Genomic DNA, 23,350 nt, shown 5'->3' with positions numbered 1-23,350 from the left:
TGTACTGTATCGTAAAGTGCAGGGTTGTTCGTATGCATCATAGCGGGCGACGGTTGTCACAATCCAAGCTTATCGCATGTAAGCTCATTCCATTGTAGCAAAACGGTCATCCGGCGGCGGAACGGCAAGTGTAAGCTGGCGAAAGCGCACTTCGCAGCCTGTGCCTACCGGCGATTGTGCCACCACCCCGGCGCTGGCGGGCAGCGAGCCGTTCATGCCAAAGTAACGAATGAGTCGCCAGTCGATGATGCCTAGCTACACTTGTGCAACCATAAAAGTCCGCTCTACATTCACGATAAACTGTATAAATATATTGTCAGTATAAAGATCGATCGATTGTTTTAAAATATAAGATAACGTGCCTTGTGCATAATAATAGAGAGGAGTTAATATAATGATACGAGCGACACATACCCATTTGCTTGTGCGTATCATATATAACAAGTCAGCTAGCGAGCGGTAAATGATGTTATCGTGCTCGTTAATAACACCGTTTGGCTATACATGCTAGAACACAATTGCTAGAATAGAGAATCGTGATATATCGTTTCAGCGTAATCAGCATGACCAACCTCCAGACGTTTATATCGCTTAGGCACATTTTATTTTGACCGAACGATAAAAAAAGTTTCTAAAGGAGGACACATATGGATCAGGTTGATGAGCAAATATTGCTGCAATTACAACGTCATGCCCGTATTTCCATGACCGATCTGGGCAAAGAAGTAGGCTTGTCGCAGCCTGCTGTGACAGAAAGGGTACGCAGGTTGGAAGATAACGGTTTGATTTGCGAATATCGAGCCGTCGTTTCACCGGAAAAATTAGGATATCAGGCGTCTGCATATTATCTTTTTCATACGAATAACGGGGTTAATTTTGTGGAAGTGTGCCGGGAAGCGCCGGAGATTGTAGAATGTCATCGGACGAGCGGTGAGTACAATTATTTGCTTAAAGTGCTTACGCCCTCCATTCGCGAATTGGAAACGTTTGAAAACCGGATTAGTCATTATGGGGATTATACGACATTGATCGTCCTGTCGACACCGATTGAGCATCGGCTGCTCGCGCCGACAAGTGCCAATAAGCTGTAAAATTAGACGGCACATATGAACGATCTAACGACAATCACCCCTGCGGTAGCCGGATGGCAGTGGACAGGGGTGCAGTGTACACGGGCATCGGCAATATGAGCTGCCGAATCCTATTCATTACATAAAATAAGGCAGCGCAAACGCACCGTACGCAAACGCGGCAATAATGACAAAAGCAGGATGGATTTTGCGAATTTGCATTGCCCAGAAAGCGACTAGCGCGATCGCCAGCGTTTGCCATAGACCGATCGACCTGTACGATTCCTCGCCAAGCTGCCATGTCAGCAAGAGCATCATCACCGCAATGACCGGTTGCACAAGCAATGTAAGCCCTTTGACGACCGCAGAGGTGCGATATTTTTGCAGCAGGCGCAGCAGCACGATCATCGCTACCGCGGATGGCACGATTGTAGCGACCAGCGCGATTAGCAGACCCGGAATGCCGGACACGTCAAACCCGACAAATGCCGCAATCTTGGTGGCGATCGGGCCGGGCAGTGCATTGCCAAGCGCCAACACATTGGAAAATTGAGTATCATTCAACCAGTGAAAATGGGTTACGATCTCGTTATACATGAGCGGGATCGAGGCAGGCCCCCCACCATAACCGAGCACATTTGCTAGAAAAAAGCCCCATAACAGCTTCAGCCAGTTCAGCCAGTCCACATTCCACATTATGCTTCACCTCCACCATGACGTCGCTTTTGCAGCCAGTTCACCAAGCGGAAATGAAAGGCGCCATACAATAGGAACAGCGCGATCACAATCGCGGCATGCACGTGTACGACTTGCAACAGCAGCAGTACGATCACAAATAGAACAATCCCAAGCGGAAGCCCTAGCCCTTTGACCGCTTTGTCGCCAAATTCATATGCCATAACGCCGAGCATAACGGCAATGACCGGTACGACCGCGGCGATCATACCTTGAATCATTTTCGATTCACTCAAAAAAGCGACCGCTGACAGCAGCACGATCATCGCGATCGACGATGGTAAAATATGCGCCAAAATAGCGACGATCGCACCGGGCACGCCTTTGCTGCGATAGCCGAGATAAGCCGCCATTTTGGTTGCAATCGGGCCTGGTAACGCATTGCCAAGCGCCAAAATTTCGCCGAATTCATCGTCGCTAATCCAGCGATAACGAGTTACCGCCTCATAGCGAAATAGCGGCATCACCGACGGCCCGCCACCATAGCCGAGCACACCGGTACGAATCATCGCCCATGATAGCTCGCTATAAGTCGCATCACGAAATGGAGTTTGTTGCTGTGAATCAGCTGGTGGAGCTACAGATTGGTTCGTCATTTACAGCCTCATTCCCATCCGGCTTTTGTAGCGTGTGATGAGTACCTGACAATCGACACTCATAATTCCCGGCATTGTGTATAGTTTATCTTTCAAAAACGTCTCCATCTCCTGATTATCACGAAACAGCCCGTGCATATGCAGCTTGCTCGGCCCGGTCATATGATACAGGCTTGTCACGGCAGGTTCTTCGGCAAGTTTGTCCGCCGTTTCTTGCAAATGTTTAGGTTCGATCTCCACATTAAAAAACGCCGATACTGCAATGCCGATTTTGGCTGGATTGATGACGGCGGCGAAGCGCTCGATCGTACCGTTTTCGATCAATGCATTGACACGCGCCTGTACAGCGACACGGGACAGCCCGATATCTTTGGCAAGATCGGTGTAAGAAATACGCCCGTTTTGATTCAAAATGGCGATAATCCGGCGATCGATATCGTCAATATGCACCGGCTGCATATCGCCGGGAAGTTTGGAAGAATGCATGCTATTCACTCCTTGATTGGGGTAGGATGCAAGGCAAGCAGAGCAAGCTATGATGATCACGTACCGGAAACAAGCCGCTAACGCTTGCTGTATCGTATACGATCATAGCGGATCGAACCGACTTGCGTACGGTTTGAATGGATGCTACGGGATAATTTGTAATCCGTAACAACTTTCTTTTTGTCTGCAAAATAATGCTTTTAATTGCAATATGAATAAATATATAATGGTTAATAATCGATTTCAACAAGAAAATAATAATTTGCTTACGATAATAAAAGAACGCAGCATCGGGATGCTGCCGTCTGACCAATAGAGGGGGAGTCGCAATGACACAAAAATGGAATGCATTTGTAAATGAGCAATGGACGATGACAGGTGAGGGAACAGGCGGAACGCTTGCCGGGCTGCGTTTTGGCGTAAAAGATGTATTCGAACTGGAAGGACACACCGCTAGTGCAGGCAATCCGGACTGGCTGCGTACCCATGCTGCTGCAACCGCGACAGCACCGGCGTTACAGCGTTTGCTAGCTGCGGGAGCGGTGCTGCACGGCACGACACAGACGGATGAGCTGATGTATAGCTTGAACGGGCAAAATGTGCACTATGGCACACCGGTTAATCCGGCTGCACCGGATCGCATTCCTGGCGGTTCCTCAAGCGGTTCGGCGGTTGTCGTTGCCGCCGGGCTGCGCGAGTTTGCGATTGGCACCGATACGGGTGGCTCGGTGCGTATTCCGGCTTCGTATTGCGGCATATATGGCATGCGTCCAACTCACGGTGCGATCGATATGAACGGTGTAATTCCGCTGGCACCGGGTTTTGATACGATTGGCTGGATGGCGAATAGTGCTGAGCTGTTATATCGGATTGGCAGCGTACTGCTTAGTGCAGGGCAGGAGCATAATGCTGGGACAGTGGATTTTGAGCACGTATACATACCGGAGGAAGCATGGGCTGCAACCGAGCTACAGACGGCGGAGCTGCTGCGTGCAGCTGCGGCTCGGTTGTTGGAGCAAAGGGATGGTGCGGCATTGCAACCGCAGTCTGTTTCGATCGCACCGGAAGGGCTGCCCGCCTGGATGACGGCATTTCGCACCGTGCAAGCGATAGAAATATGGGAGCAGCATGGGCAATGGGTCGAAACGGTACAGCCGGTATTTGCCGAAGATATCGATGGACGCTTTCGCTGGGCAAGCACATTGCGTCGTCATGATCACGCAGACGCGTTTATGCTCAAACAGACTGTGCGTGAGCGTTTGCGCGGTTTGCTCGGTCATAATGGATTGTTGATGTTGCCGACAGCGACTGGCCCAGCGCCGCAACTGCATATTGACGGAGCAGCAAATGAACAGCGCCGCTCCCAAACGATGCAGCTTTCTTCCATCGCAGGTCTGTCCGGCTTGCCGCAAATTACGATTCCAGCAGGTACAATCGACGGTGCACCGGTAGGATTATCGGTGATCGCTGGTGCCGGTCAGGACTTGCGTTTATTGCAATGGGTGCAAGCGGCGCTGCATAGTCATAGTTTGATTTAAGATGATACTGATTTCGGAAAAATAACAGTTAACTATATACAAAAAATAACAGTATAACCGCAGTTGACACGCTATTGATGCGATCGTATAATCACAGTGGAATGTATATAAGATTACTATTCATAAGTCGTAAAGGATGCTCTGTGTAACTGTGCACAGTTGCTATAATCGGCGCTTCTTCCGACTATTGTCGCTTGCTGTACAGGCTGCTTGCATTCAGGTAATTATTCATTTTTCAAAGGAGTGCTGTTCATGTCTAACGCAATCAAACCGGAAACGATTCAGGTTATCGAAGACCGTCATGCCGTAAAAGTGTACGAAAAAGGTTATGTGATCCCACAAGAGGATGTCGACATGATTTTGTCTGCGGCTAATGCGGCTCCATCCGGCTGGAATTTGCAACATTGGAAATTCCTTGTGATCGACGATGAAGCGAAAAAGCAAGAGCTGCTACCGATCGCTTACAATCAAAATCAAGTCGTGGACAGCTCGTTTACCGTAGCCATTTTGGGCGATTTGGAAGCGAACAAAAACGCTGCTCCTGTCTATGATGCACTCGTGGAAGCTGGTGCGATGAGCCCGGAAATTCGCGATACACTAATCAGCCAAATCGATGGTGCTTACGGACATCCAGGCGTAGCACGCGATGGCGCACTGTCCAATGCATCGCTCGCAGCGATGAATTTGATGCTGGCTGCACGTGCGCTTGGCTATGATACATGCCCAATGGGCGGTTTTGACAAAAATGCGTTTGTAGCGCATTTCAACGTACCCGAGCGCTACATTCCGGTGATGCTGATCACGGTCGGTAAAGCAGGCAAGCCTGCGTACGCTTCCGGACGTTTCCCGCTAAGCGAAGCTGTGATCAAAAACTCGTTCTGATGCCGCTAGCGATCGCTGATGTAAGGGCGATGAATAGACGATAGTGAGTGTGAGCCGTTGCTATGTATGTATGGCAACGGTTGGATAGACGATGGAGTTAGCGTACAAGTCTACCCACATGCCAAAAAACGACTTCCAACAGGGAGTCGTTTTTTGGCGTATACCTGCAAATACATAAGCTTAAATTAAGCATTTGGTAAAAGCTCAGCAGTACGAATGCCTTTTTCATTAAGCTCTTGTTCCGCATCTTTAGTTAAATGTTCTGCGACCCAACTGTTCAGGCTGTTTCCATTAGACATGGCAGCGAGCGATACAAGTTTATGTTGTTCAGCAGTCAGTCGGACGAGAAATTTACCCGAAAAAGGCTTTTCCGGTTCTTCTCCTTCGGATTGGCAAAAATCGAGATAATCGTCGATACAATTACGAAAAGCTTGTTGAATTTCGGTAGGTGTTTCTCCTTGAAACGTAATAACGTCTCGGAGATACAGTACTTCTCCGTGAAGAATTCCAGCATCCCAATCGACATCGACTTTTCCAATATATCCTTTATACTGCAATAAGTTATTTATTAGTTACACCTGCCTCTGCCAAAAATCTTCTAACCGATTTCAATGCTCCTTTATCGGTTACTCGTTGTGGATGTGGACGATCATATGATTATTATTCATTTGCATAGTATCGCTTGTTGATACTATAGTAAATTTTTTTGCTGTGTTGTCAAAACAGATAAGTCAAAAAACTAATAGGTTGTCTCAAATGAAAATTGTGTTTAAACGTCCCTAAATCGATTTAGCACCAAGCCATTGTTGGATCGACAAACTGTAAATGTATTCGAGACAAGCTACTAGTAATAACACACCCTGATGCGATCGATCCGGTCTTTGTATCGCCATTTAGCTTAAACTGCTGTAAAAGTTAGGAATTTAGCTCTAAGTCCCTATGAATTACAAAGGTATTTTGTCCGTAATTATATAATATAGTAGCTTAATCAATTTATTGTTCAAAGCTGCTGTTATCGGTTGCCGAAGCGGTGGGGCGATTTCTGCATAGACCAGGCATCATAACCGATTTAGGCGAAAGGGCTGGTTGTATGATTAACCTTATTAACAATCTGACAATGGTAACAACTTTTCTATTTTTTACTAATTTATTGTTAAATAAATTCAAAGATTCCTTTCCGCAATACAGTCATCTGTATCCGTATGTATCCGGTATGCTGCATGGTTGTCTTGGGGTCGTTTTAATGCTGTTTGGTGAGGCAACAAAAGACGGTTTTCATCTTGATTTGCGCACACTTGCCATTATAAGCGCTGTATATATGGGCGGCAGAGCAGCGGGCTTGATTGCCTTGTTGTTCATTTTGATATCTCGTTTTTGGCTGCTTGATCTGAGTAATGATGTAGCGATCGTGGCGGGTAGTGTGATGATTGTGCTGTCATACGTATTGTCCGCATGGTTACTTGATCGTCAGCATCGCAAATCGATTGGTCGCTGGAGTATCATTATCGGAAGCAGTATGGTCATCCCATGTATAGCGGCATATTTTTTGTCTCCGATCGCGGAGGTTTACGGAACGATCATGGTCATTATCATGTATACGATCGGCGGTTTGTTTACGTATTTGCTGCTCACTCATCTAAGCCGCTCTAACCGTTCTCTGTATTTACTCAAAGAAAAAGCGAGCAGGGATCATCTGACCGGGCTGTACAATCCGCGCGCATTTGAAAGTATTTTTGAGCAGAAAATGATGGAAACGGAAAAGACACAGGAACCGTTTTCGCTATTAATGCTAGATATCGATTATTTTAAAACGATTAACGATACGTACGGGCATTCTGCAGGTGACGCTGTGCTCGTATGTTTTAGCGAACTGCTGCATCGTTCAGTGCGCTTTTCCGATCATTGTGCTCGTAAAGGCGGTGAGGAATTTGTCGTGTTGCTGAACGGATGCGGGGCAGAGCAGGCGTCACAGACTGCGGAGAAACTGCGTCGTCTCGTGGAAGAACAGCAATTTACGCTTGCTAACGGAGAGCGCATTCAAGTGACGGTATCGATCGGCGTATCTACGTATCCGTTGACCGAAGCACAATTGCTGCTTGAGCAGGCAGATCAAGCATTGTACCGGGCGAAACGAGAAGGACGAAACCGGGTCGTTTATTATTAGCCGGATAGATGGAGTGGGCGACTATCCGGTTGTTTTATATGAATGTATATACACAATACATGTGCTAACAATTTTGACAATCCTACCTGGAAAGCATAATAATACATATACGAAGAAATCATCCCCAATGCGCAGGAGGTGGACTGAAGCCTGTATGAACAGGTTTTCGGACAAACATGAATATTACGCAACAGATTGAAGTATTGGAATTGAAGCTAGAAGCAGGCGGGAATCCGATCGTGCTGCATCCGTTTGTCATTTATGAGCAAGGGCAGGCGATTTTGTTTGATACCGGCTTTCCGGGCAGTTATGAGGCGCTGCAAGCGTTGATCCATCCGAGCTATCCGGTACGTAGCGTCGTGTTAACTCATCAGGATATCGATCATATCGGATCATTGCCGCAATTTATGGCGCAGGAGCCGCAGCTTGCAGTGTATGCCCATGAGCATGATCGTGCAGCTATCGATGGCACTGCCCCATTTGTTAAAGGTTCACCTGAGCGTTTAAATATGCTGCTGTCCAGTGTGTCACAGGAGGATGCGGATGAATTTCGCCGCGTATTTTCGGCAGCGACGCCAGCAAATGTAAATCATGTTGTACACGATGGTGAAGTGTTGCCATTTGCCGGTGGTATGCAGGTCATTCATACGCCAGGTCACACACCAGGGCATATTAGTTTATACCATATTAACAGCAAAACGCTGTTTGCCGGCGATGCGATGAATGTGATAGATGGTGAGCTGGTCGGACCGATTCCACAATTCACACCGAATTTCGAGCAAGCTATTCAATCGCTGAACAAGTTGCGCACGCTGGCTGTGGACAAAGTGATTTGTTATCATGGCGGCATCTTTACAGGCGATTTTCAGCAGCGGTTAGATGAGCTGGTGAGCAGATCGTGACCATATCTTCGCAGCTCCCCGGACAGGCTGTCGTGCTCCTCTCCGGCTTGAGCGGTGGGCTGCTGTTTTATGTGCTGCATTTGCCGGTTCCGTGGCTGCTAGGCCCGATGATTGCGGTATTTATCGGAACACGTTTGTTGCGACGGTTACGCCCATCGTGGCCTGCTGTCGCCAAAAACATCGGCATTATGATCGTCGGCTATTCCATCGGCTTATCACTGACGATGGCGACGCTCTCTCGTATTGGGCAGCAGTTACCGTCGATGATTACACTGACGGTATTACTGCTGCTTTTTTGCGGTGGTCTGGCGTATATGCTGTCCCGCTGGACGGGTATTCCTTTTCAAACGATGCTGATCGCTAGCATTCCCGGCGGGTTAAGCCAAATTGTCGTGCTAGCTGAGGAGCAGGAAGGAATTGATATTACGATTGTGACCTTTTTGCAGGTGTCCCGTCTGATGATGATCGTTATCGTTGTGCCATTGCTCGTCTTTAGCCCATTGTTTGCGACTGAAGTAAGCGCACTGACAGAACCGCTAACCCGGTCGGCGGGCAGTTGGAGCGCATTATTTCCGTCCATAGTGCCATTTCTCATACTGTGCCCTGCGGCAGCATTGTTTGGCAAAAAGATCAATTTCCCGACCGCTTATTTGCTGCTGCCGATGATCGTTACATGTGGATTGCAACTGGTCGGTTTGCATGCACCGGCGCTTCCGCTATCAGTGCTAGATGTGGCACAGTTACTAATCGGCAGCTCGGTCGGTTTGATGCTGCACCCGGAACAACTTCAGCATAAGCTGCGTATCGTATTGCTAGCGCTGGGCAGCGGTCTAATCCTGATGCTGTTTGCGTGCGGTACGACGCTTATTTTGATGAAATGGCATGATCTGTCTGCGGCAACAGCACTGCTAAGTATGGCACCTGGCGGTATGGATCAAATGAGTCTGATCGCGCATGAAGTCAATGCAGATGTAGCAACGGTAAGCTGCTATCAGTTGTTTCGTACACTGCTCATTTTCCTTATTGTGCCTCCGCTCGTACGCACTATACTGGGACGCTGGCAGCATAAACCTGAACATCGATCACCAAAATACTGATTCACTATCGCCCTGATTCGGTATTAATGTAGAGAGTAAGCCTGCGCTAGGGCAGGCTTTTTCTGTTGCTAGTGTTAGTGAATTTCTAACACGAGGTGAAATGAGAAAGGATTTTTGTGCAGCAAAGATCGTACTGCTTCTCGTGTCTGTAATATCCAAACACGAGTTGAAATGAAAAAGGATTTTTGCACAGCAAAATATTATACCTGTTCCACTGTTTACAGTAATCAAACTTTAGTATTAGCGGAGAGGGGAATGAGCATGTCAGTGATCGATCGCAAAGTATGGCTGTATATCGGTACGTATGCAAGCGTGGAGGAAAACGGCATTTATGTGGCGGTCATGAATCGGGATACCGGTGAGCTGGAGCTTGTTTCAAGCATTAAAGGAGTGGACAATCCGTCCTATTTGGCGCTATCGCCGGATAGTTCATATCTGTATGCGGCAAGTGAAACGGACGAAGGTGAAGTGCTTGTGTATGCGGTAGACGCAAACACACATGAACTGCATTTGCTAGAACGTCAGTCTACAGGCGGCGGTGCGCCCTGTTATGTGGAGTTGACGCCGGATGGTCGTTATTTGCTCGCAGCGAACTATACCGGAGCGAATGTATGCGTCTTTCCAATCCGGGCGGATGGTACGCTGGAACCGATGAGCGGGCATGCGCAACATGAAGGTAGCGGCCCGAATGCCGAGCGTCAAGATCATGCGCACACGCATTCGATTGTACCGTCACTGGATGGGCAGATGGTATACGTATCCGATCTCGGCACTGATCGTATTACCGCTTATCATTTGGATGAGGCAGGGGGTTTACGGGAGGTAGGGCATACGTCTAGTGCGGCGGCAGCAGGCCCACGTCATCTCGCCTTTCATCCCAACGGGCAACTGGCGTATGGAGTGAATGAGCTGGACAGCACAGTGACCGCTTATATGCGACATGTGGAAACCGGCATTTTGGAAGCGCTCGGTACAGTTTCTACATTGCCAGACGATTTTGCAGGCGAAAATACCGGTGGCGATATTCGACTGTCACTGTGCGGACGATATGTGTATGCGTCCAATCGTGGACATGACAGCATCGTGCAATACCGGATCGACGAACAATCCGGTGAGTTGGAAACGGTAGAATGGATGCCGGTCAAAGGACGCACACCGCGCAATCTGGCAGTGTTGCCAGGCGGCTATGTGCTGGCAAGCAATCAAGACACGAACAATATCGTTCAGTTTGCCACCGATCCGGATTCCGGTCGTCTGACCGCAACCGGTCATGAACTGACGATCGATCGCCCGGTATGTGTGATGGCAGATCGACTCGAGATTGAGGACTAAACGGAACGTTCACGATGTGGGCAGCAGCTAGTAGCTTGTCTTAAGTATTTTACAGTATGTCGATCTAATCATCGCTTGAGTATGAATAGATTAAGGCATGTTCGAACGTACTTAAACACGTTCATGATCAAGCGATGATACAAAGACATACCCTGAATGTATCTGAGACAAGTTACTGGTAGGCTGACCGAGCTAAATATGGAGCTTAAGGTCGCCTAGCCTAGAGAAGTTTATGGTGTGATGCAGGTACATGTGCATACGTTAAAGTCGATCAGACAGCACATACATTTAAGCTGATCAAGCTACTAACCTCGATAGTGAACGCAATGATACACGCAACAGCAAAGGTGTACCTTCCTCATCATAAAGCAGCGATGGGAAGGTACACCTTTTTGGCGAAGGATCGGCTGTTTTTGTGCAAAATTGATTATGCAGGCAAAATAGGCACATATTCATCGCTCGTTACTATGTTAACGCAACTAACACATAATCTAACAGCGATATACAACATACACTGCTCTATAATTCACAACAACGTCTGCGCGCCAACTTTATTCGTATTCACCTGCATACGGACGTTCCTTGCGCTTCGGCTCACGTGTAAAACGGTAACCGACCACAAACATCAGCACTTGCACGAGCAAAATATACGGTGCCGCCGTCCATCCAATCAGGTGCAGCAAACTAAGCGCAGCAATCAGCAATGCTATGATCACAAATGAAGCACGACGCCCGCTTTCACGAAATGCGGCACTGAGCACACCGTACAACAGCAACAATGAACCTGTACACGAGATAAAACGTACGATGGCGAAAAATGGAATAGGTGGCCCTGCTGTATAGGCATTATGTAGATCGTACAGACTGTATAGCAGCAGTGCGCCTTCCAACAGCAAGACGAGAACAGGCAATAGCGGCCGCAGTGTCAAGCCAAACAACATGCCCCACTGCGGCTGTTCACCGCGTGCTAGCAAATTGTGACGCTCCCGGGTCAGACGGCTAATTTGCAATTGCAGTGTACGATACAACAGCAACATCGATTGTCGACTGCGCTCATCCAAGTACTGGTCGATGCGCTCGATCAGCTCCCGATCGGCATAAGGAGCTGCTTTGCAAGCAAGTATCCGCTCCGCCAGCAACGGCAGAGCAGCACCTGGCGGTTGCGCTACATAGGACGCTGTAGTGTCTGGTGTAACGAGCGGATACAAATGCCCCGCTGCCCGTGTCCAGTAGTCCAGACTGATCTCAATACGGCGCATGCGTTCCCGCTCTGCTAGCCTGCGCTGAGCGGCGGAAAAGCCGTATACGCTCGCTAGTAACGCTAGCGCAGTGATCAATGCCCCGATGAGCACAGCCGGGCTCTGCTGAAAAAGGGTTGATTGCAGAGCTTCCACCCGCTTCACTCCTTTACGATGAAATTTTGTAGTATACACGCACATCTGCCCAAACGATGCCTTTCAGCGCTCGTTTATGACAAACTGTGCACGATGATATCACTATTACACAACGTTGCCAACGATTCAAGCACTGCGCAAACTTCTATTAGCGCCTGTTAACGATTGTAGCGGTCATAACGATCATTATAATTGCGATCATAGCGTCGTCCGGTGACCGCAATCGATTCCACCAGCAGTACGAGTGCGGTGATCGTATGCATCACCCAACCGATGAGCGGAATCCAGGCGATCGCTGATGTGACGATGCCAAGCGCATTACCAAATGGTGAGCGCCGCGCACGTACAGCTAGCACAAGCGCAATCAGATGCAGCACAAATGCTACAAATAGCGGCACATATCCATAGCTGATCACAAACGTTCCCCCGATCAGCGGAATCGCCATCAGCGCCTCCAGCGCAAATGTAAGCCATTTGAGCACAGCAAGTGTATTGTCGTTTTGCATGTTTTTGCCTCCTTCGTTTAGTGTCGTTTTTTATTCGTAGCTTTCGTAACTTGGATGAGCAGCAACAGGATGCTATAGCGTGCATGCACGTCCATTGCACATACGGCGTTCAGGTATGGCAATTTGTTTGAATAGGCTGCCAATTCCGTCCCCCTATGTAAATGCAGTGGCATAGCGATATGCATACATGCTCTAATGTATTATTAAACGAAAAATAGACGTTTGCGCCGTTACGGATCATTTTCCTTACCGATTACTTTGCTGAATTATTTTACTGCGTTTGTTGTGTAGTCATACATAAAATTCAGATACGAAGGGGTTCGTTTTAGGTGAATTATTGGTATACTTAAGTATGGACTGACGTCATTTGTAATTGTCATTAGGACAGATACTATATAGCGGGAATACGTTTGCTTTCTGGACAATAAAAAGGTTGAAAAGGAGGGATTCGCATGGCATACAATAGCCGTTTTGCGGTGGCGATTCATACATTATCGCTGCTGGACAGTACCGAAGGGCGGATCACCTCAGAGTTGATCGCCGGCAGTGTAAATACGAATCCGGTCGTCATTCGTCGTATGATCAGCCTGCTAACTAAAGCGGGAATTTTACGTACACAGCCGGGTGTAGCTGGCGCGCAATTAACGCGCTGTGCAAGTGAGATCACACTGCTGGACGTGTATCGGGCGGTGCAAAATGATAGCCGTGACGATCTGTTTGCAATTCACGAAAATCCGAATCCAAACTGTGACATTGGGCGCAATATTCAGCAGGAGCTAGAGCAGGTATTTGCCCGTGCGCAGCGTGCGATGGAAAGCGAGCTGGAACAAATTACGCTGCAACAGGTGACGACCGATTTGCAACAATTGGAACAAATTCGCCAGGCGATTCACCAGCAAGGCTGAATCAGGGGCGACTGTACCGGGTATTAAAACACAGAAACCGGCACAGCGAAGCTGTCATGACCGAAAGGATGAATACAGATGAAAATTATTATTATCGGCGCGAGCGGCATGATCGGGCAGCGCCTCGTACAGGAAGGGCTACGCCGCAAATTTGAGATTACGGCAGCCGGACGTGACCTGTCCAAATTTGATAACTCCAACGAAAAGCTGCATCTGATGCGTGTGAACGTACTCGACCCGGCAAGCGTAGAAGCTGCCGTGTCTGGGCATGATGTCGTCATTAGCGCTTATGGCCCGCAGCTTGGTCAAGAAGACGAGCTGGCAGAAGCGGCACGCTGCATTAGCGAAGGCGTACGCAATGCCGGCATTCGCCGTCTGCTAATCGTAGGCGGCGCAGGCAGTCTGGAAGTGGAACCAGGGGTGCGTCTGATGGATACAGAGCAATTTCCGGACGAAATTCGTCCGATGGCACAGGCGCATGCTGATGCGTATGAAATTTATCGTCACACCGATCTGGACTGGACATACGTTAGCCCGGCAAGCTGGATTGAACCGGGTAAACGTACAGGCAATTTCCGTATTGGCACCTCTCGTTTGATTACCGATGAAGAAGGGGCAAGCCGTATTTCTGCTGAAGATTATGCTGCTGCTCTGTTTGATGAGGTGGAGGAGCCTGCGTTTGTACGCGATCGATTTACGGTAGCCTATTGATCATAAATAATGATCCAAACTTTCAATAGGCAATACTTGTAGTTTGATCCTCATGATGAATCGGTACGACCGGCTTCTTGTACTTGCGATCCGTTATACGATTATGATGAAATGATAGATAAACAAGCATCGCTAATAAGGCGATGCTTTTGTTTTGTGTTACGGATCGTTTGGGCAGTAGATTCACCAGCATGCCCAGGCAACCGTCTGAAAATATAAATGATGTGCCGATTCAGCACTCATTTCGGTTAATAAAAGCATAGACCGTTTTGCAGATCAGTTGACTTAAGAAAGGAGTGTATTGTATGCATATCGTAACTGCACAGCAAATGCGCGAACTGGATCATTATACGATACAGGAGCTAGGCATACCGTCATTGTCGCTGATGGAAGTAGCAGGTAAGGCGATTGCCGAGCAGGTGCTCGACTGGTGTCATGGGCAGCGTGAAGTGGCGGATATCCCGTCCGGTTCAGCGGTTACGCATCGCAGTGGCATTTATGGCGATGCGCATGTGTTGCCAGAGCAGGAACAACACTGGCTCGTTCTAGTGGGCAAAGGCAATAATGGGGGCGATGGGCTTGTTGCCGCCCGTTATTTGCAAGATGCGGGCGTTAAGGTGACATTGTTATATGCGATGCCACCGGAGCAATGCAGCGGGGATGCCGCCGTCCAGCGCGATGCTGCCAAACGTTGCGGTATCGAGTATGCCGTCTGGGATGCCGAATGGGATTGTTCTGCTGCTTTGCGGCAAGAGGAGCTGTCTGCGCCGAACAGCGGCGATGTTGCCGCGAAGCTATCGCAAACGGCTCGATCGGTTTCTGAGCGTTGGAGACCGTATACCGGCATTATTGATGCGTTGCTCGGAACTGGCAGCAAGGGCGAGCCACGTGAGCCGTATGGCGCGATGATTCGCTCTGCCAACGCTTCGGGCAAGCCGATTGTGGCGGCGGACATTCCGAGCGGTCTGAATGCAGACACCGGACAAGTGGCGGAAAGCTGTATTCAAGCGAGCCGCACCGTCTGCCTTGCTTTTCTGAAACAAGGTTTAACTCAATATCCGGGTGCGAGTGCGGCAGGTGAAGTCATCGTGCGCGCGATTGGCATTCCACGCATCGCCGCCCAGCGTGCCGGTGTGTCCGCCTATCTGATTACCGATTCGGTATTGCAGCAAGAACTGCGTATCGATATTACACGTGCTCGTGCGGTCGATGGGCATAAAGGAACGTATGGTCATGTGATGATCGTCGGCGGCAGCATGAATATGAGCGGTGCCGGATTGATGGCTTCACGGGCTGCTTTACGCATCGGTAGCGGGCTAGTCACCTGGTTGCTGCCAGAACAGCTAATGAAGCATATGGTCGGTCATGTGCCTGAGCTGATGATGGCACCGGTAGCGGAGCAGGCAGACGGGCAATGGACGGCAACGACGACAGACGCTATTTTGCAGCAGACGACCAAAGCCGATGCCGTGGCGATCGGTCCCGGATTAGGTCGCTTCCAGCATGATGGCGAATGGTTGCGCACATTATGGGAGCAATTGGAGCAGCCGCTTGTTATCGATGCGGATGGTTTGAATATTTTGGCAGAAGCGAACGGTCTTGCGTCTTGGGGGAAACGTGCTGCCGTGACGATTTTGACGCCACATCCAGGTGAGATGGCGCGTCTGTCCGGTCTATCGACCCAAGAAGTGCAGCGTGATCGATTAGGGCTGGCACGGCGGTTTGCGATGGAACATAATATCATTCTAGTACTCAAAGGCGCACGTACCGTCATCGCCGCACCGGACGGCACCGTGCTCGTCAATACAACCGGTCACCCGGCTATGGCAAGCGGAGGCTCTGGCGACGTATTAACCGGCGTTATTGCCGGTTTGCTTGCACAACGGTTAAACGGTTTACAAGCCGCTGCGTTTGGCGTTCATCTACACGGTCATGCAGGTGAGGTCGCCGCTCGATCACGTTCCGGTTACCCGGCATCGATGCTGGCGGGCGATATGATCGAACATCTGTAAGCAATGGCAATGCCAGCATTGTCAAATGATAGCGACAACATGCCAAAAGACTGTCTGGCATCATGCCCAGACAGTCTTTTTCAATCGCTCTCATCCGCTCTCACTCGCTTTAGTATACGCTGTTCAAACCGATGTAACAGATCGATCTGCTGCAAACAAACGATCCTGTAACGAACTAACAAAACGAGTCGACTGCTATACTGTGTTACAAAACCGTGTTACAACATAGACTTACAAATCTTCCTTAATCTCCTGCTTCACTTCTTTGACAGCATTGTCTTCTTCAGGCACTTCACGTTTGCTGGACAGGAACCAACCAGCAAGCGCGATTCCGACAAGCACGATGTAGAAGCTGAGCTTCCAAAGCTTGTTCTCTGGGAAATGTTCCGAAATGACTGCCAGTGAAGGATGAGCAAGTGTAATGACGGTCAATTTAACACCGACCCAGCCGACGATGACAAAAGCGGCAATTTCCAGACCCGGACGCTCTTGCAGCAATTTGACGAAAAACGAAGCGGCAAAACGCATAATGATCAATCCGATCAAACCGCCCAGGAAGATGACGATAAACTGACCGCCATCAAGACCGCCAATTGGCGGCAAACCACTTGCCGGAAGCGCAACAGCAAGCGCTACAGCAGCAAGGATGGAATCGACAGCAAAAGCGATATCGGCAACTTCGACTTTAAATACGGTCATCCAGAAGCCGGACTGCTTTTTCGGATTGGCGGCAGGGCCTTTATCCCCGGCAGCTTCTTCCGTCTGCGGCTTAGCAAACACATGACGCACGATATGATTAATGGAAATGTACAACAGGTAAAGTGCACCGATCGCTTGCACTTGCCATACGTCCACGAGGAACGAAATGAGGAACAATGAACCAAAACGGAACACAAATGCTCCGAACAAACCGTAAAACAACGCCTTTTTACGCTGCTCCTCTGGCAAATGCTTAACCATAATCGCCAGTACGAGCGCGTTATCGGCGGCAAGCAAGCCTTCAAGGGCGATGAGTACGAGCAATACCCAGCCATACTCTAACAATAATGCTGCATCCATAAGATTCCTCCTAAAATAAAGTGATAGGACTGACTCCAAAGAAGCCATATATATAAAAGAGACCTTTACCACAAAGGTAAAGGTCTCCAAAAGATAGCGAGTCTTCACCAAATTTGTGGTAAAGGTCTCGCTAACAATGAGTTTAAATTCATTTTCATTGCCAAGCAGAGCCGGGGTTATTCACCCGTAATGACGACGTTGCCTGTACAGCTACTCCCCTTTAACAGGAATAGAATTATGAGGTTAGGTGCTACGATCAACGATCTGTAACCGATCCGGTACAGCTCACCTTGCAGACAAATTGCCAAATGGTTACGTATTATATAAACACCGACTATGGCAGTTGAAGCATCTGTTATGATGCTAGATAAATCATATGCAAATTAATCGCATAAGTCAATATTTTATTCAATAAAATTTTGCATTAACGGAAAAGTTTAATTCATTTTACAATTGCTGCGCGATAATAGCGTATCAGCTTATTCACATTTCCAGCCGATCACCTGCTGCTTCGTCAGACTGGACGGCACATCGATCACACGCTGATTGGAACTTCCACGATACGGAAGCGCTACATCTCGCAGCTCCTGAACGAACCTTCCGTCAATCAATACGTCGCATAAGTTTAAAAGTTTCAAATATTTATTAGGCTCTGCACATAATTGTTCCCACGTATAACCGGTATACGCCCAAATCGAAAAATAGGGCAAGCGCGCCCGTACACGTCCCGCAAAATCAGCCACCTCATTTGCCGCCTCAAAAGGATCACCACCTGCGATCGTCAGCCCGTCCAATAGCGGATTGGCTGCCATCTCAGCGATCAGCTCCTGCTGCCGTTCCAGCGTAAACGATGCGCCTGCACGAAACGACCATGTATGCGGGCTAAAACAACCGGGACAGCGATGATGACAACCGCTAATAAATACAACCGCACGCAGCCCGTCGCCTTCATTGATCGATTCCGGAACATAGCCGCAAATATTCATCATGTGCCTCCATTCGATACTAGGGCGTGTCTTCAAACTGCTTTACAGATCGTTCGATCCGGGTAATTTGCGTCAGACTAAGCTGTACAGGGTCTTATTTCTAACCTTTGTGAACAATAAATGATACGTAGGACAGTTTGAAGACACCACCTAGTAGCTTTTCTTAAGTACATGTACAGTTTGTCGATCTAACCATTGCTTGATGATCAATAGGTTAACGTACGTTCAAACACAATTTCTATTTGAGACAGCCTAAATATGCTGTCTGCTCGACTCCATCATATGCATATATACCTTTAGCACACCATGCACGTGTTTAGGCGATATCACATTAAATTCCACATTTAGCTCGGTCAGCTATTACTCTAACTGCTTTCGATATAGTTTGCTGTTGCCTAGATTCACGCTATCAATCAGTATACAGCGGATTTAAATCGAACATTTAAAGCAGCCAATGTACTACCTCATCCGACAGCAACTTTAAAAATGCTTCAGCCGCTCACGCACTTCAGCTTGTTTGGCAGGATTAAAACGAGTCTGATAATCCCCTGTCAAATAGCCTGTCACCCGCCGCAGCCGGGCGATAGGCACATCCTGCTCGGAAGCGCCACAGGATGGACAATGCGAACCGATCATGCCTTCATACCCGCATGCTGTGCAGCGATCGATCGGATGATTAATACTAAAATAGCTAATGTCCTGTGCCAACGCATAACAGATGATCGCCATCATTGCGCTCGTATTATGGCGTGCATTGCCGTCCAGCTCGATATACGAGATTGCCCCGGCATTGCAGTAGTGGTGAAATGGCGCTTCTAGCCGAATTTTGCGCGCCGCACTCATCTCATAATAGACCGGAATGTGGAAAGAATTCGTATAATATGCACGGTCGGTTACACCTGCAATGCTGCCATATTGCTGGCGATCCCGGCGTACAAATTTGCCGGACAACCCTTCCGCTGGCGTAGCTATTAGCGAGAAATTAAGATCATATCGTTCACTGAATTGATCGCATCGTTGTCGCATATGATGGATTAGCGCTAGCGCCTTTGCATGAATCGACTCCTCCTCACCGTGATGTTTGCCGTAGAGCGCCTTCATACATTCCGCTAGCCCGATAAAACCGATCGACAATGTGCCATGCTTCAGCAGTTCCCCGACCGGCTCATCCGGCGCAAGCTGTTCGCCGCCTTCCCATACCCCTTCTCGCATCATAAAATCGGACGCTTTGGCAGGCTGGGCAGCTTGAATTCGGTAACGATGTAACAGCGCCTCCGCCGCCAGCTCCATACACTCATCCAGCGCCTGTCGAAATCCGTGCTCATCCGCTTGTCCAGCGCTGCCGTGCAGTACGCCGTAATCGATGCCAAGCTTCACCAAATTGATCGTATTAAACGACAAATTGCCTTTGCCGGACAGATGATTGCGCCCAAATCGATCCGCGATCACACGTGTGCGACAGCCCATCGTAGCAAATTCGGTATCAGGATCGTCAGGCACACGATGTTGCAAATTGAGCGGTGCATCCAAATTGGCAAAGTTCGGGTACAGCCGTTTGGATGAGCAATCGATCGCTTTTACGAACAGATCATAGTTCGGATCGCTCGGTTGCTGATTAATACCACGTTTGCATTTAAAAATTTGAATCGGGAAAATCGGCGTCTCCCCATGTCCGAGACCACGCACCGTAGCTGCTAGCAAACTTTCCACTACTAGCCTGCCAGCCAGCGAAGTGCATGTACCGTAATTAATGCTCGTAAACGGAATTTGCCCACCGCCCCGGCTCGACATCGTATTCAGATTGTGGATCAAACTTTCCGCAGCCTGAAACGTCTCGCTGCGCGTTTCTTCCAATGCATAACTATAAGCAAGCGGGTATTGTGTGGCGATGTGTGTATCGCCCAGCTCAGCATTAGCCAATAGGCGTTCCAGCGCCTCGTCAGCAGCCTGCGCTAGCTCTGGTAAATGGGCGGTATTGTGCTGCCATTCGCCAACATAGCGCAGTCCTTTGCGCAAATGTTTACGGAACGAGCGTGTCACATACGGGGCAAGATCATAATCGAGCTTGTTGGCAGCTACACCGCCGAACTGCGCATTTTGCTGACATTGGAAAATAATCGCCACTTGCGCCATCGCCGTCATAATCGAATTAGGCGTACGCAAACTGCCATGACCGCTGCTGTATCCGTTACGTAATAATCGCTCAAACGGAATAAAAATACAGTTGGTCGTACCAAGTGCATAATGATCCAGATCGTGTATGTACAGCCGATTGGCTTGCACTGCTGCTGCAATTGCGGTCGGCAACAGATGCTGCTCGCTATACCATTTGGAATATTCGCTGCCAAGTCGACTCATTTTGCCGGAAAAACTGTTACCGTTCAGATTAGCATTTTCACGTGCTGATTCATGCTGCCCGTAAATAATATGCCGCCCTAGCTCCACCAGTGGATGAGTGGGGGAGTGAGCGCTAGCTTGTTCTGTTTGCTGCCCGGTTACAGTATTGGTTATGTCCAGTTCAAAGGGTCGAACTGTCATGGCAATCATTCCTTTCTGTGTGTGAGCGGAGGATTGGGTAAGGGAATACGTTATTTTGTTGTCTGTAATTTTTTAGTCATTAGGGTTAGCTCATGTCAAACGTAGCAAACGGATTGATAAATAAATGCAGGCGGCTCCCAAGCTAACGTGAAGCATACCATTTACCGTTACTTTGATCATCACTAGTAGGTTGTCTCAAGTACATTTACAGTTTGTCGATCCAACCATTGCTTGGTACTGAATCGATTTAAGTACGTTAAACAAAATTTTCATTTGAGACAGCCTACTAATAGCTTGACTGTTTTCAATATTGGTTTTAATTCTACTGCCTGTCCTGATGAATAGCGGGAACCTGTGCAACATCAAACTTTATATTTAAAACGGTCAAGCTACTATTTTAAAATTTGCAGCCGCTTCAATTGTTTATTTAAGGCGACATAAATAGGATAGCAGCGTCAACATTTTACCCGAAGCTGTTGCAGCTTGCAGCGTGTAATAAAGCAAATGTATGTATATATCCTACATATAGGTGTTCGAATGAGTATATGACACAATATATTGACATTTAACGCGAAATCGATATGATTGACATTCAAGATCGCTACCGCTGATGTTAAAAGAAGCAGCCGGGTCAGCTGGCACTATATTGGAAATTGGGTAAAACAGGGGTAGAATACAATCAAAGCAAAGGAGGAATGTAAAATGGCAATTGCAGAAGTAACGGTCATTCCAATCGGCACAGGTAGTACGAGTTTGAGTGAGTATGTGGCGGATATGCAGCGTGTATTGGATGTTCAGCACGGTATTACAGTACAGCTGACACCGATGAGTACGATTATTGAAGGCGACATCGCTGATGTGATGCGGGCGATTCATGCGCTGCACGAAAGCCCCTTTCAGGCAGGAGCAGGACGTGTATCCACCGCCGTCAAAATCGACGATCGCCGCGATCACCCAACATCGGCGCAATACAAACTGGATTCGGTACGGCAAAAGCTGGCGGATGGCATCGGCGCAAACACATCGGTAAAGCCGCAATAGTGGAAATTCGCAGGCAAGTTTACAACACAAACGGGAAAATTAATAACATTTTTAGGTCAGGTTCATAAACTTTTAAGATAACCCGGTTATAGTTATGTCATACCCCTTTTTGAATATATAAACAAATGGAACGTTACGGACTGCGACCGTAACGTTCTCTTTTTGGGCAAATATTATAATGGAAGATACCTAAAAATATAAAATTAATGTTTCTTTAAGGTTGTTATCAGGTAATTTTAAGATGAGCAGGCTATAATGTCTGTAATAACCCCTTTTGAATTACTATACCTTGAACCCTATCAACTGCGAATGATAGGGTTCCTTTTTTTGTCCAAAAGCGCGAACCGCAAGCGCACATGAAATCCCTGGGAGGTTCGCGCTGCTTGCTGTGTAAGGGCTGCGAGGTTTTTGGTTGTAGTTTGGTGCGATTTTCGGTAGGGTAAAAGAGGGGTTCGCGATTTGGGTAGTTTGAGCCGTTGCTACATAAGGGGGGAGAAGCCCCGCGGTTACTCTCCGTGCGAGGGTGTGGATTGAAAGCTATGCTCCAAAAATATTACTCTGCACAGTATGGGTTACTCTCCGTGCGAGGGTGTGGATTGAAAGATTGCTTAAGAGCTACTTGGCGCTGATCCAGTACACGTTACTCTCCGTGCGAGGGTGTGGATTGAAAGGTAGTCTCGTACGAAATCCCACACGTCTTCCTGCGTTACTCTCCGTGCGAGGGTGTGGATTGAAAGTGTGGCTGTACGCTTAGGGGGTTGTGTTTGGGTTTGTTACTCTCCGTGCGAGGGTGTGGATTGAAAGTGTGGCTGTACGCTTAGGGGGTTGTGTTTGGGTTTGTTACTCTCCGTGCGAGGGTGTGGATTGAAAGATGATTTGAATTTTACAGCAATAAAACAGTGTATAGTTACTCTCCGTGCGAGGGTGTGGATTGAAAGGTCATCGGGTACGTACGCGCCGCAATACGATCCATGTTACTCTCCGTGCGAGGGTGTGGATTGAAAGTTCTAAATGATTTAGCACTGTATCATGAGTTTTTAGTCACTCTCCGTGCGAGGGTGTGGATTGAAAGTTTTCTTGGAGACGTGTGCGACGCAATGTTCGCGTTACTCTCCGTGCGAGAGGGTAGATTGAAAGCGATCGCTTGCAGAATATTAACGCGATCTAAAGTATCGTTCTCTTTGCAAGGGTGTGGATTGAAAGAGGAAGTGTTCGTTTTAATAAGTCCCAAACCCCATAACATTGGACGAGCCTCGGTCATGTTCACCATTCAGGTGAGCACAGCCGAGGCTCTTTAGTTTGTTGCGTCTTATGTTTATCGTTTCATGTCATAAGCCAATCATGCAGCTTACGAGCCATATGTGAAATGCTTCATGTGCGTCTGTTATACGTGAAC

General features: G+C 48.2%; 21 protein-coding genes and 1 CRISPR repeat array. Of the genes, 11 read left to right on the top strand and 10 right to left on the bottom strand.

What is annotated here, in order from left to right:
- Window positions 1-84: 84 nt before the first annotated feature.
- On the bottom strand, window positions 85-216 hold the full coding sequence (locus U1I11_RS18665) for a hypothetical protein (RefSeq protein ID WP_322907644.1): 132 nt from the start codon (window positions 214-216) through the stop codon (window positions 85-87).
- A 431-nt stretch (window positions 217-647) separates the two neighbouring features.
- Here U1I11_RS18665 and U1I11_RS18660 point away from each other — a divergent pair, with 431 nt between their 5' ends.
- Window positions 648-1,091, top strand: a complete 444-nt coding sequence (locus U1I11_RS18660; protein ID WP_322907643.1) for an Lrp/AsnC family transcriptional regulator — start codon at window positions 648-650, stop codon at window positions 1,089-1,091.
- A gap of 117 nt (window positions 1,092-1,208) precedes the next feature.
- Here U1I11_RS18660 and U1I11_RS18655 read toward each other — a convergent pair whose 3' ends face one another.
- Genes U1I11_RS18655 through U1I11_RS18645 form a run of 3 tightly spaced genes read right to left on the bottom strand, consistent with a single transcriptional unit; the run spans window position 1,209 to window position 2,887 of the window.
- A complete protein-coding gene (locus U1I11_RS18655; protein ID WP_322907642.1) occupies window positions 1,209-1,766 on the bottom strand; it encodes a chromate efflux transporter ChrA in 558 nt (185 codons plus the stop codon).
- On the bottom strand, window positions 1,766-2,401 hold the full coding sequence (locus U1I11_RS18650; RefSeq protein ID WP_322907641.1) for a chromate efflux transporter ChrB: 636 nt from the start codon (window positions 2,399-2,401) through the stop codon (window positions 1,766-1,768). Before U1I11_RS18650 ends, U1I11_RS18655 begins: the two co-directional genes overlap by 1 nt.
- Window positions 2,402-2,887, bottom strand: coding sequence for a chromate efflux transcriptional regulator ChrS (locus U1I11_RS18645; RefSeq protein WP_322907640.1), 486 nt, complete (start codon window positions 2,885-2,887; stop codon window positions 2,402-2,404). It abuts the gene before it with no gap.
- A gap of 329 nt (window positions 2,888-3,216) precedes the next feature.
- On the opposite strand from U1I11_RS18645, the gene U1I11_RS18640 reads away from it, so the two are divergent.
- Together U1I11_RS18640 and U1I11_RS18635 are read left to right on the top strand one after the other, a co-directional pair.
- Window positions 3,217-4,425, top strand: coding sequence for an amidase (locus U1I11_RS18640; RefSeq protein WP_322907639.1), 1,209 nt, complete (start codon window positions 3,217-3,219; stop codon window positions 4,423-4,425).
- Window positions 4,426-4,677: 252 nt separating this feature from the next.
- Window positions 4,678-5,307, top strand: a complete 630-nt coding sequence (locus U1I11_RS18635) for a nitroreductase family protein (protein ID WP_322907638.1) — start codon at window positions 4,678-4,680, stop codon at window positions 5,305-5,307.
- Window positions 5,308-5,492: 185 nt separating this feature from the next.
- Here the strand turns inward: U1I11_RS18635 and U1I11_RS18630 are convergent, their stop codons facing one another.
- Window positions 5,493-5,864 carry a type II toxin-antitoxin system HicB family antitoxin gene (locus U1I11_RS18630; RefSeq protein ID WP_322907637.1) on the bottom strand — a complete coding sequence of 124 codons (372 nt, stop codon included), beginning with the start codon at window positions 5,862-5,864 and terminating at the stop codon, window positions 5,493-5,495.
- 533 nt (window positions 5,865-6,397) lie between these two features.
- On the opposite strand from U1I11_RS18630, the gene U1I11_RS18625 reads away from it, so the two are divergent.
- The 4 genes from U1I11_RS18625 to U1I11_RS18610 all read left to right on the top strand — a co-directional run bounded on the left by U1I11_RS18625 (window position 6,398) and on the right by U1I11_RS18610 (window position 10,802).
- Window positions 6,398-7,471 carry a GGDEF domain-containing protein gene (locus U1I11_RS18625; RefSeq protein WP_322907636.1) on the top strand — a complete coding sequence of 358 codons (1,074 nt, stop codon included), beginning with the start codon at window positions 6,398-6,400 and terminating at the stop codon, window positions 7,469-7,471.
- Window positions 7,472-7,647: 176 nt separating this feature from the next.
- Complete coding sequence (locus tag U1I11_RS18620) at window positions 7,648-8,373, top strand: MBL fold metallo-hydrolase (RefSeq protein ID WP_322907635.1); 726 nt, start codon at window positions 7,648-7,650, stop codon at window positions 8,371-8,373.
- A complete protein-coding gene (locus U1I11_RS18615) occupies window positions 8,370-9,470 on the top strand; it encodes an AbrB family transcriptional regulator (RefSeq protein ID WP_322907634.1) in 1,101 nt (366 codons plus the stop codon). Before U1I11_RS18620 ends, U1I11_RS18615 begins: the two co-directional genes overlap by 4 nt.
- A 261-nt stretch (window positions 9,471-9,731) precedes the next feature.
- A complete protein-coding gene (locus U1I11_RS18610) occupies window positions 9,732-10,802 on the top strand; it encodes a lactonase family protein (protein ID WP_322907633.1) in 1,071 nt (356 codons plus the stop codon).
- A 551-nt stretch (window positions 10,803-11,353) separates the two neighbouring features.
- Here the strand turns inward: U1I11_RS18610 and U1I11_RS18605 are convergent.
- Both U1I11_RS18605 and U1I11_RS18600 read right to left on the bottom strand, forming a co-directional pair.
- The gene (locus U1I11_RS18605; protein ID WP_322907632.1) at window positions 11,354-12,196 is read right to left on the bottom strand and encodes a hypothetical protein; all 843 of its coding nucleotides are present in this window, start codon (window positions 12,194-12,196) and stop codon (window positions 11,354-11,356) included.
- A gap of 158 nt (window positions 12,197-12,354) precedes the next feature.
- Window positions 12,355-12,702, bottom strand: a complete 348-nt coding sequence (locus U1I11_RS18600) for a hypothetical protein (RefSeq protein WP_322907631.1) — start codon at window positions 12,700-12,702, stop codon at window positions 12,355-12,357.
- Between the two features lie 452 nt (window positions 12,703-13,154).
- On the opposite strand from U1I11_RS18600, the gene U1I11_RS18595 reads away from it, so the two are divergent.
- The 3 genes from U1I11_RS18595 (at window position 13,155) to U1I11_RS18585 (ending at window position 16,330) form a co-directional block, all read left to right on the top strand.
- Window positions 13,155-13,607 carry an Rrf2 family transcriptional regulator gene (locus U1I11_RS18595; RefSeq protein WP_322907630.1) on the top strand — a complete coding sequence of 151 codons (453 nt, stop codon included), beginning with the start codon at window positions 13,155-13,157 and terminating at the stop codon, window positions 13,605-13,607.
- Window positions 13,608-13,685: 78 nt separating this feature from the next.
- Window positions 13,686-14,318 (top strand): NAD(P)-dependent oxidoreductase, encoded by a 633-nt coding sequence (locus tag U1I11_RS18590; protein WP_322907629.1) that lies wholly within the window; start codon window positions 13,686-13,688, stop codon window positions 14,316-14,318.
- Window positions 14,319-14,623: 305 nt separating this feature from the next.
- Window positions 14,624-16,330 (top strand): NAD(P)H-hydrate dehydratase, encoded by a 1,707-nt coding sequence (locus U1I11_RS18585; protein WP_322907628.1) that lies wholly within the window; start codon window positions 14,624-14,626, stop codon window positions 16,328-16,330.
- A gap of 231 nt (window positions 16,331-16,561) precedes the next feature.
- Here U1I11_RS18585 and U1I11_RS18580 read toward each other — a convergent pair whose 3' ends face one another.
- From U1I11_RS18580 to U1I11_RS18570, 3 genes are all read right to left on the bottom strand, one after another.
- A complete protein-coding gene (locus U1I11_RS18580) occupies window positions 16,562-17,389 on the bottom strand; it encodes a TerC family protein (protein ID WP_322907627.1) in 828 nt (275 codons plus the stop codon).
- Between the two features lie 479 nt (window positions 17,390-17,868).
- Window positions 17,869-18,375 (bottom strand): anaerobic ribonucleoside-triphosphate reductase activating protein, encoded by a 507-nt coding sequence (nrdG, locus tag U1I11_RS18575; protein ID WP_322907693.1) that lies wholly within the window; start codon window positions 18,373-18,375, stop codon window positions 17,869-17,871.
- Window positions 18,376-18,855: 480 nt separating this feature from the next.
- Window positions 18,856-20,913, bottom strand: a complete 2,058-nt coding sequence (locus tag U1I11_RS18570) for an anaerobic ribonucleoside triphosphate reductase (protein WP_322907626.1) — start codon at window positions 20,911-20,913, stop codon at window positions 18,856-18,858.
- Between the two features lie 702 nt (window positions 20,914-21,615).
- On the opposite strand from U1I11_RS18570, the gene U1I11_RS18565 reads away from it, so the two are divergent.
- Window positions 21,616-21,954 (top strand): MTH1187 family thiamine-binding protein, encoded by a 339-nt coding sequence (locus tag U1I11_RS18565; RefSeq protein ID WP_322907625.1) that lies wholly within the window; start codon window positions 21,616-21,618, stop codon window positions 21,952-21,954.
- Window positions 21,955-22,459: 505 nt separating this feature from the next.
- Window positions 22,460-23,091: a CRISPR direct-repeat array (repeat unit 32 nt; unit sequence GTTACTCTCCGTGCGAGGGTGTGGATTGAAAG).
- Between the last annotated feature and the right edge of the window lie 259 nt (window positions 23,092-23,350).

The organism is Paenibacillus campi (genome assembly GCF_034659835.1).
Classification (GTDB): domain Bacteria; phylum Bacillota; class Bacilli; order Paenibacillales; family Paenibacillaceae; genus Saccharibacillus; species Saccharibacillus campi.
Note: the sequence above shows the minus strand (reverse complement) of the source record. Positions and strands in the feature narration are given on the sequence as shown.

What these genes read in the sequence shown, in the direction of transcription:
- U1I11_RS18565 (WP_322907625.1), top strand. Translation starts at nt 21,616, where the DNA reads ATGGCAATTGCAGAAGTAACGGTCATTCCAATCGGCACAGGTAGTACG.
- U1I11_RS18625 (WP_322907636.1), top strand. Translation starts at nt 6,398, where the DNA reads ATGATTAACCTTATTAACAATCTGACAATGGTAACAACTTTTCTATTT.
- U1I11_RS18660 (WP_322907643.1), top strand. Translation starts at nt 648, where the DNA reads ATGGATCAGGTTGATGAGCAAATATTGCTGCAATTACAACGTCATGCC.
- U1I11_RS18665 (WP_322907644.1), bottom strand. Translation starts at nt 216, where the DNA reads ATGAACGGCTCGCTGCCCGCCAGCGCCGGGGTGGTGGCACAATCGCCG.
- U1I11_RS18640 (WP_322907639.1), top strand. Translation starts at nt 3,217, where the DNA reads ATGACACAAAAATGGAATGCATTTGTAAATGAGCAATGGACGATGACA.
- U1I11_RS18570 (WP_322907626.1), bottom strand. Translation starts at nt 20,913, where the DNA reads ATGACAGTTCGACCCTTTGAACTGGACATAACCAATACTGTAACCGGG.
- U1I11_RS18655 (WP_322907642.1), bottom strand. Translation starts at nt 1,766, where the DNA reads ATGTGGAATGTGGACTGGCTGAACTGGCTGAAGCTGTTATGGGGCTTT.
- U1I11_RS18580 (WP_322907627.1), bottom strand. Translation starts at nt 17,389, where the DNA reads ATGGATGCAGCATTATTGTTAGAGTATGGCTGGGTATTGCTCGTACTC.
- nrdG (WP_322907693.1), bottom strand. Translation starts at nt 18,375, where the DNA reads ATGAATATTTGCGGCTATGTTCCGGAATCGATCAATGAAGGCGACGGG.
- U1I11_RS18585 (WP_322907628.1), top strand. Translation starts at nt 14,624, where the DNA reads ATGCATATCGTAACTGCACAGCAAATGCGCGAACTGGATCATTATACG.
- U1I11_RS18620 (WP_322907635.1), top strand. Translation starts at nt 7,648, where the DNA reads ATGAATATTACGCAACAGATTGAAGTATTGGAATTGAAGCTAGAAGCA.
- U1I11_RS18595 (WP_322907630.1), top strand. Translation starts at nt 13,155, where the DNA reads ATGGCATACAATAGCCGTTTTGCGGTGGCGATTCATACATTATCGCTG.
- U1I11_RS18590 (WP_322907629.1), top strand. Translation starts at nt 13,686, where the DNA reads ATGAAAATTATTATTATCGGCGCGAGCGGCATGATCGGGCAGCGCCTC.
- U1I11_RS18645 (WP_322907640.1), bottom strand. Translation starts at nt 2,887, where the DNA reads ATGCATTCTTCCAAACTTCCCGGCGATATGCAGCCGGTGCATATTGAC.
- U1I11_RS18600 (WP_322907631.1), bottom strand. Translation starts at nt 12,702, where the DNA reads ATGCAAAACGACAATACACTTGCTGTGCTCAAATGGCTTACATTTGCG.
- U1I11_RS18610 (WP_322907633.1), top strand. Translation starts at nt 9,732, where the DNA reads ATGTCAGTGATCGATCGCAAAGTATGGCTGTATATCGGTACGTATGCA.
- U1I11_RS18650 (WP_322907641.1), bottom strand. Translation starts at nt 2,401, where the DNA reads ATGACGAACCAATCTGTAGCTCCACCAGCTGATTCACAGCAACAAACT.
- U1I11_RS18635 (WP_322907638.1), top strand. Translation starts at nt 4,678, where the DNA reads ATGTCTAACGCAATCAAACCGGAAACGATTCAGGTTATCGAAGACCGT.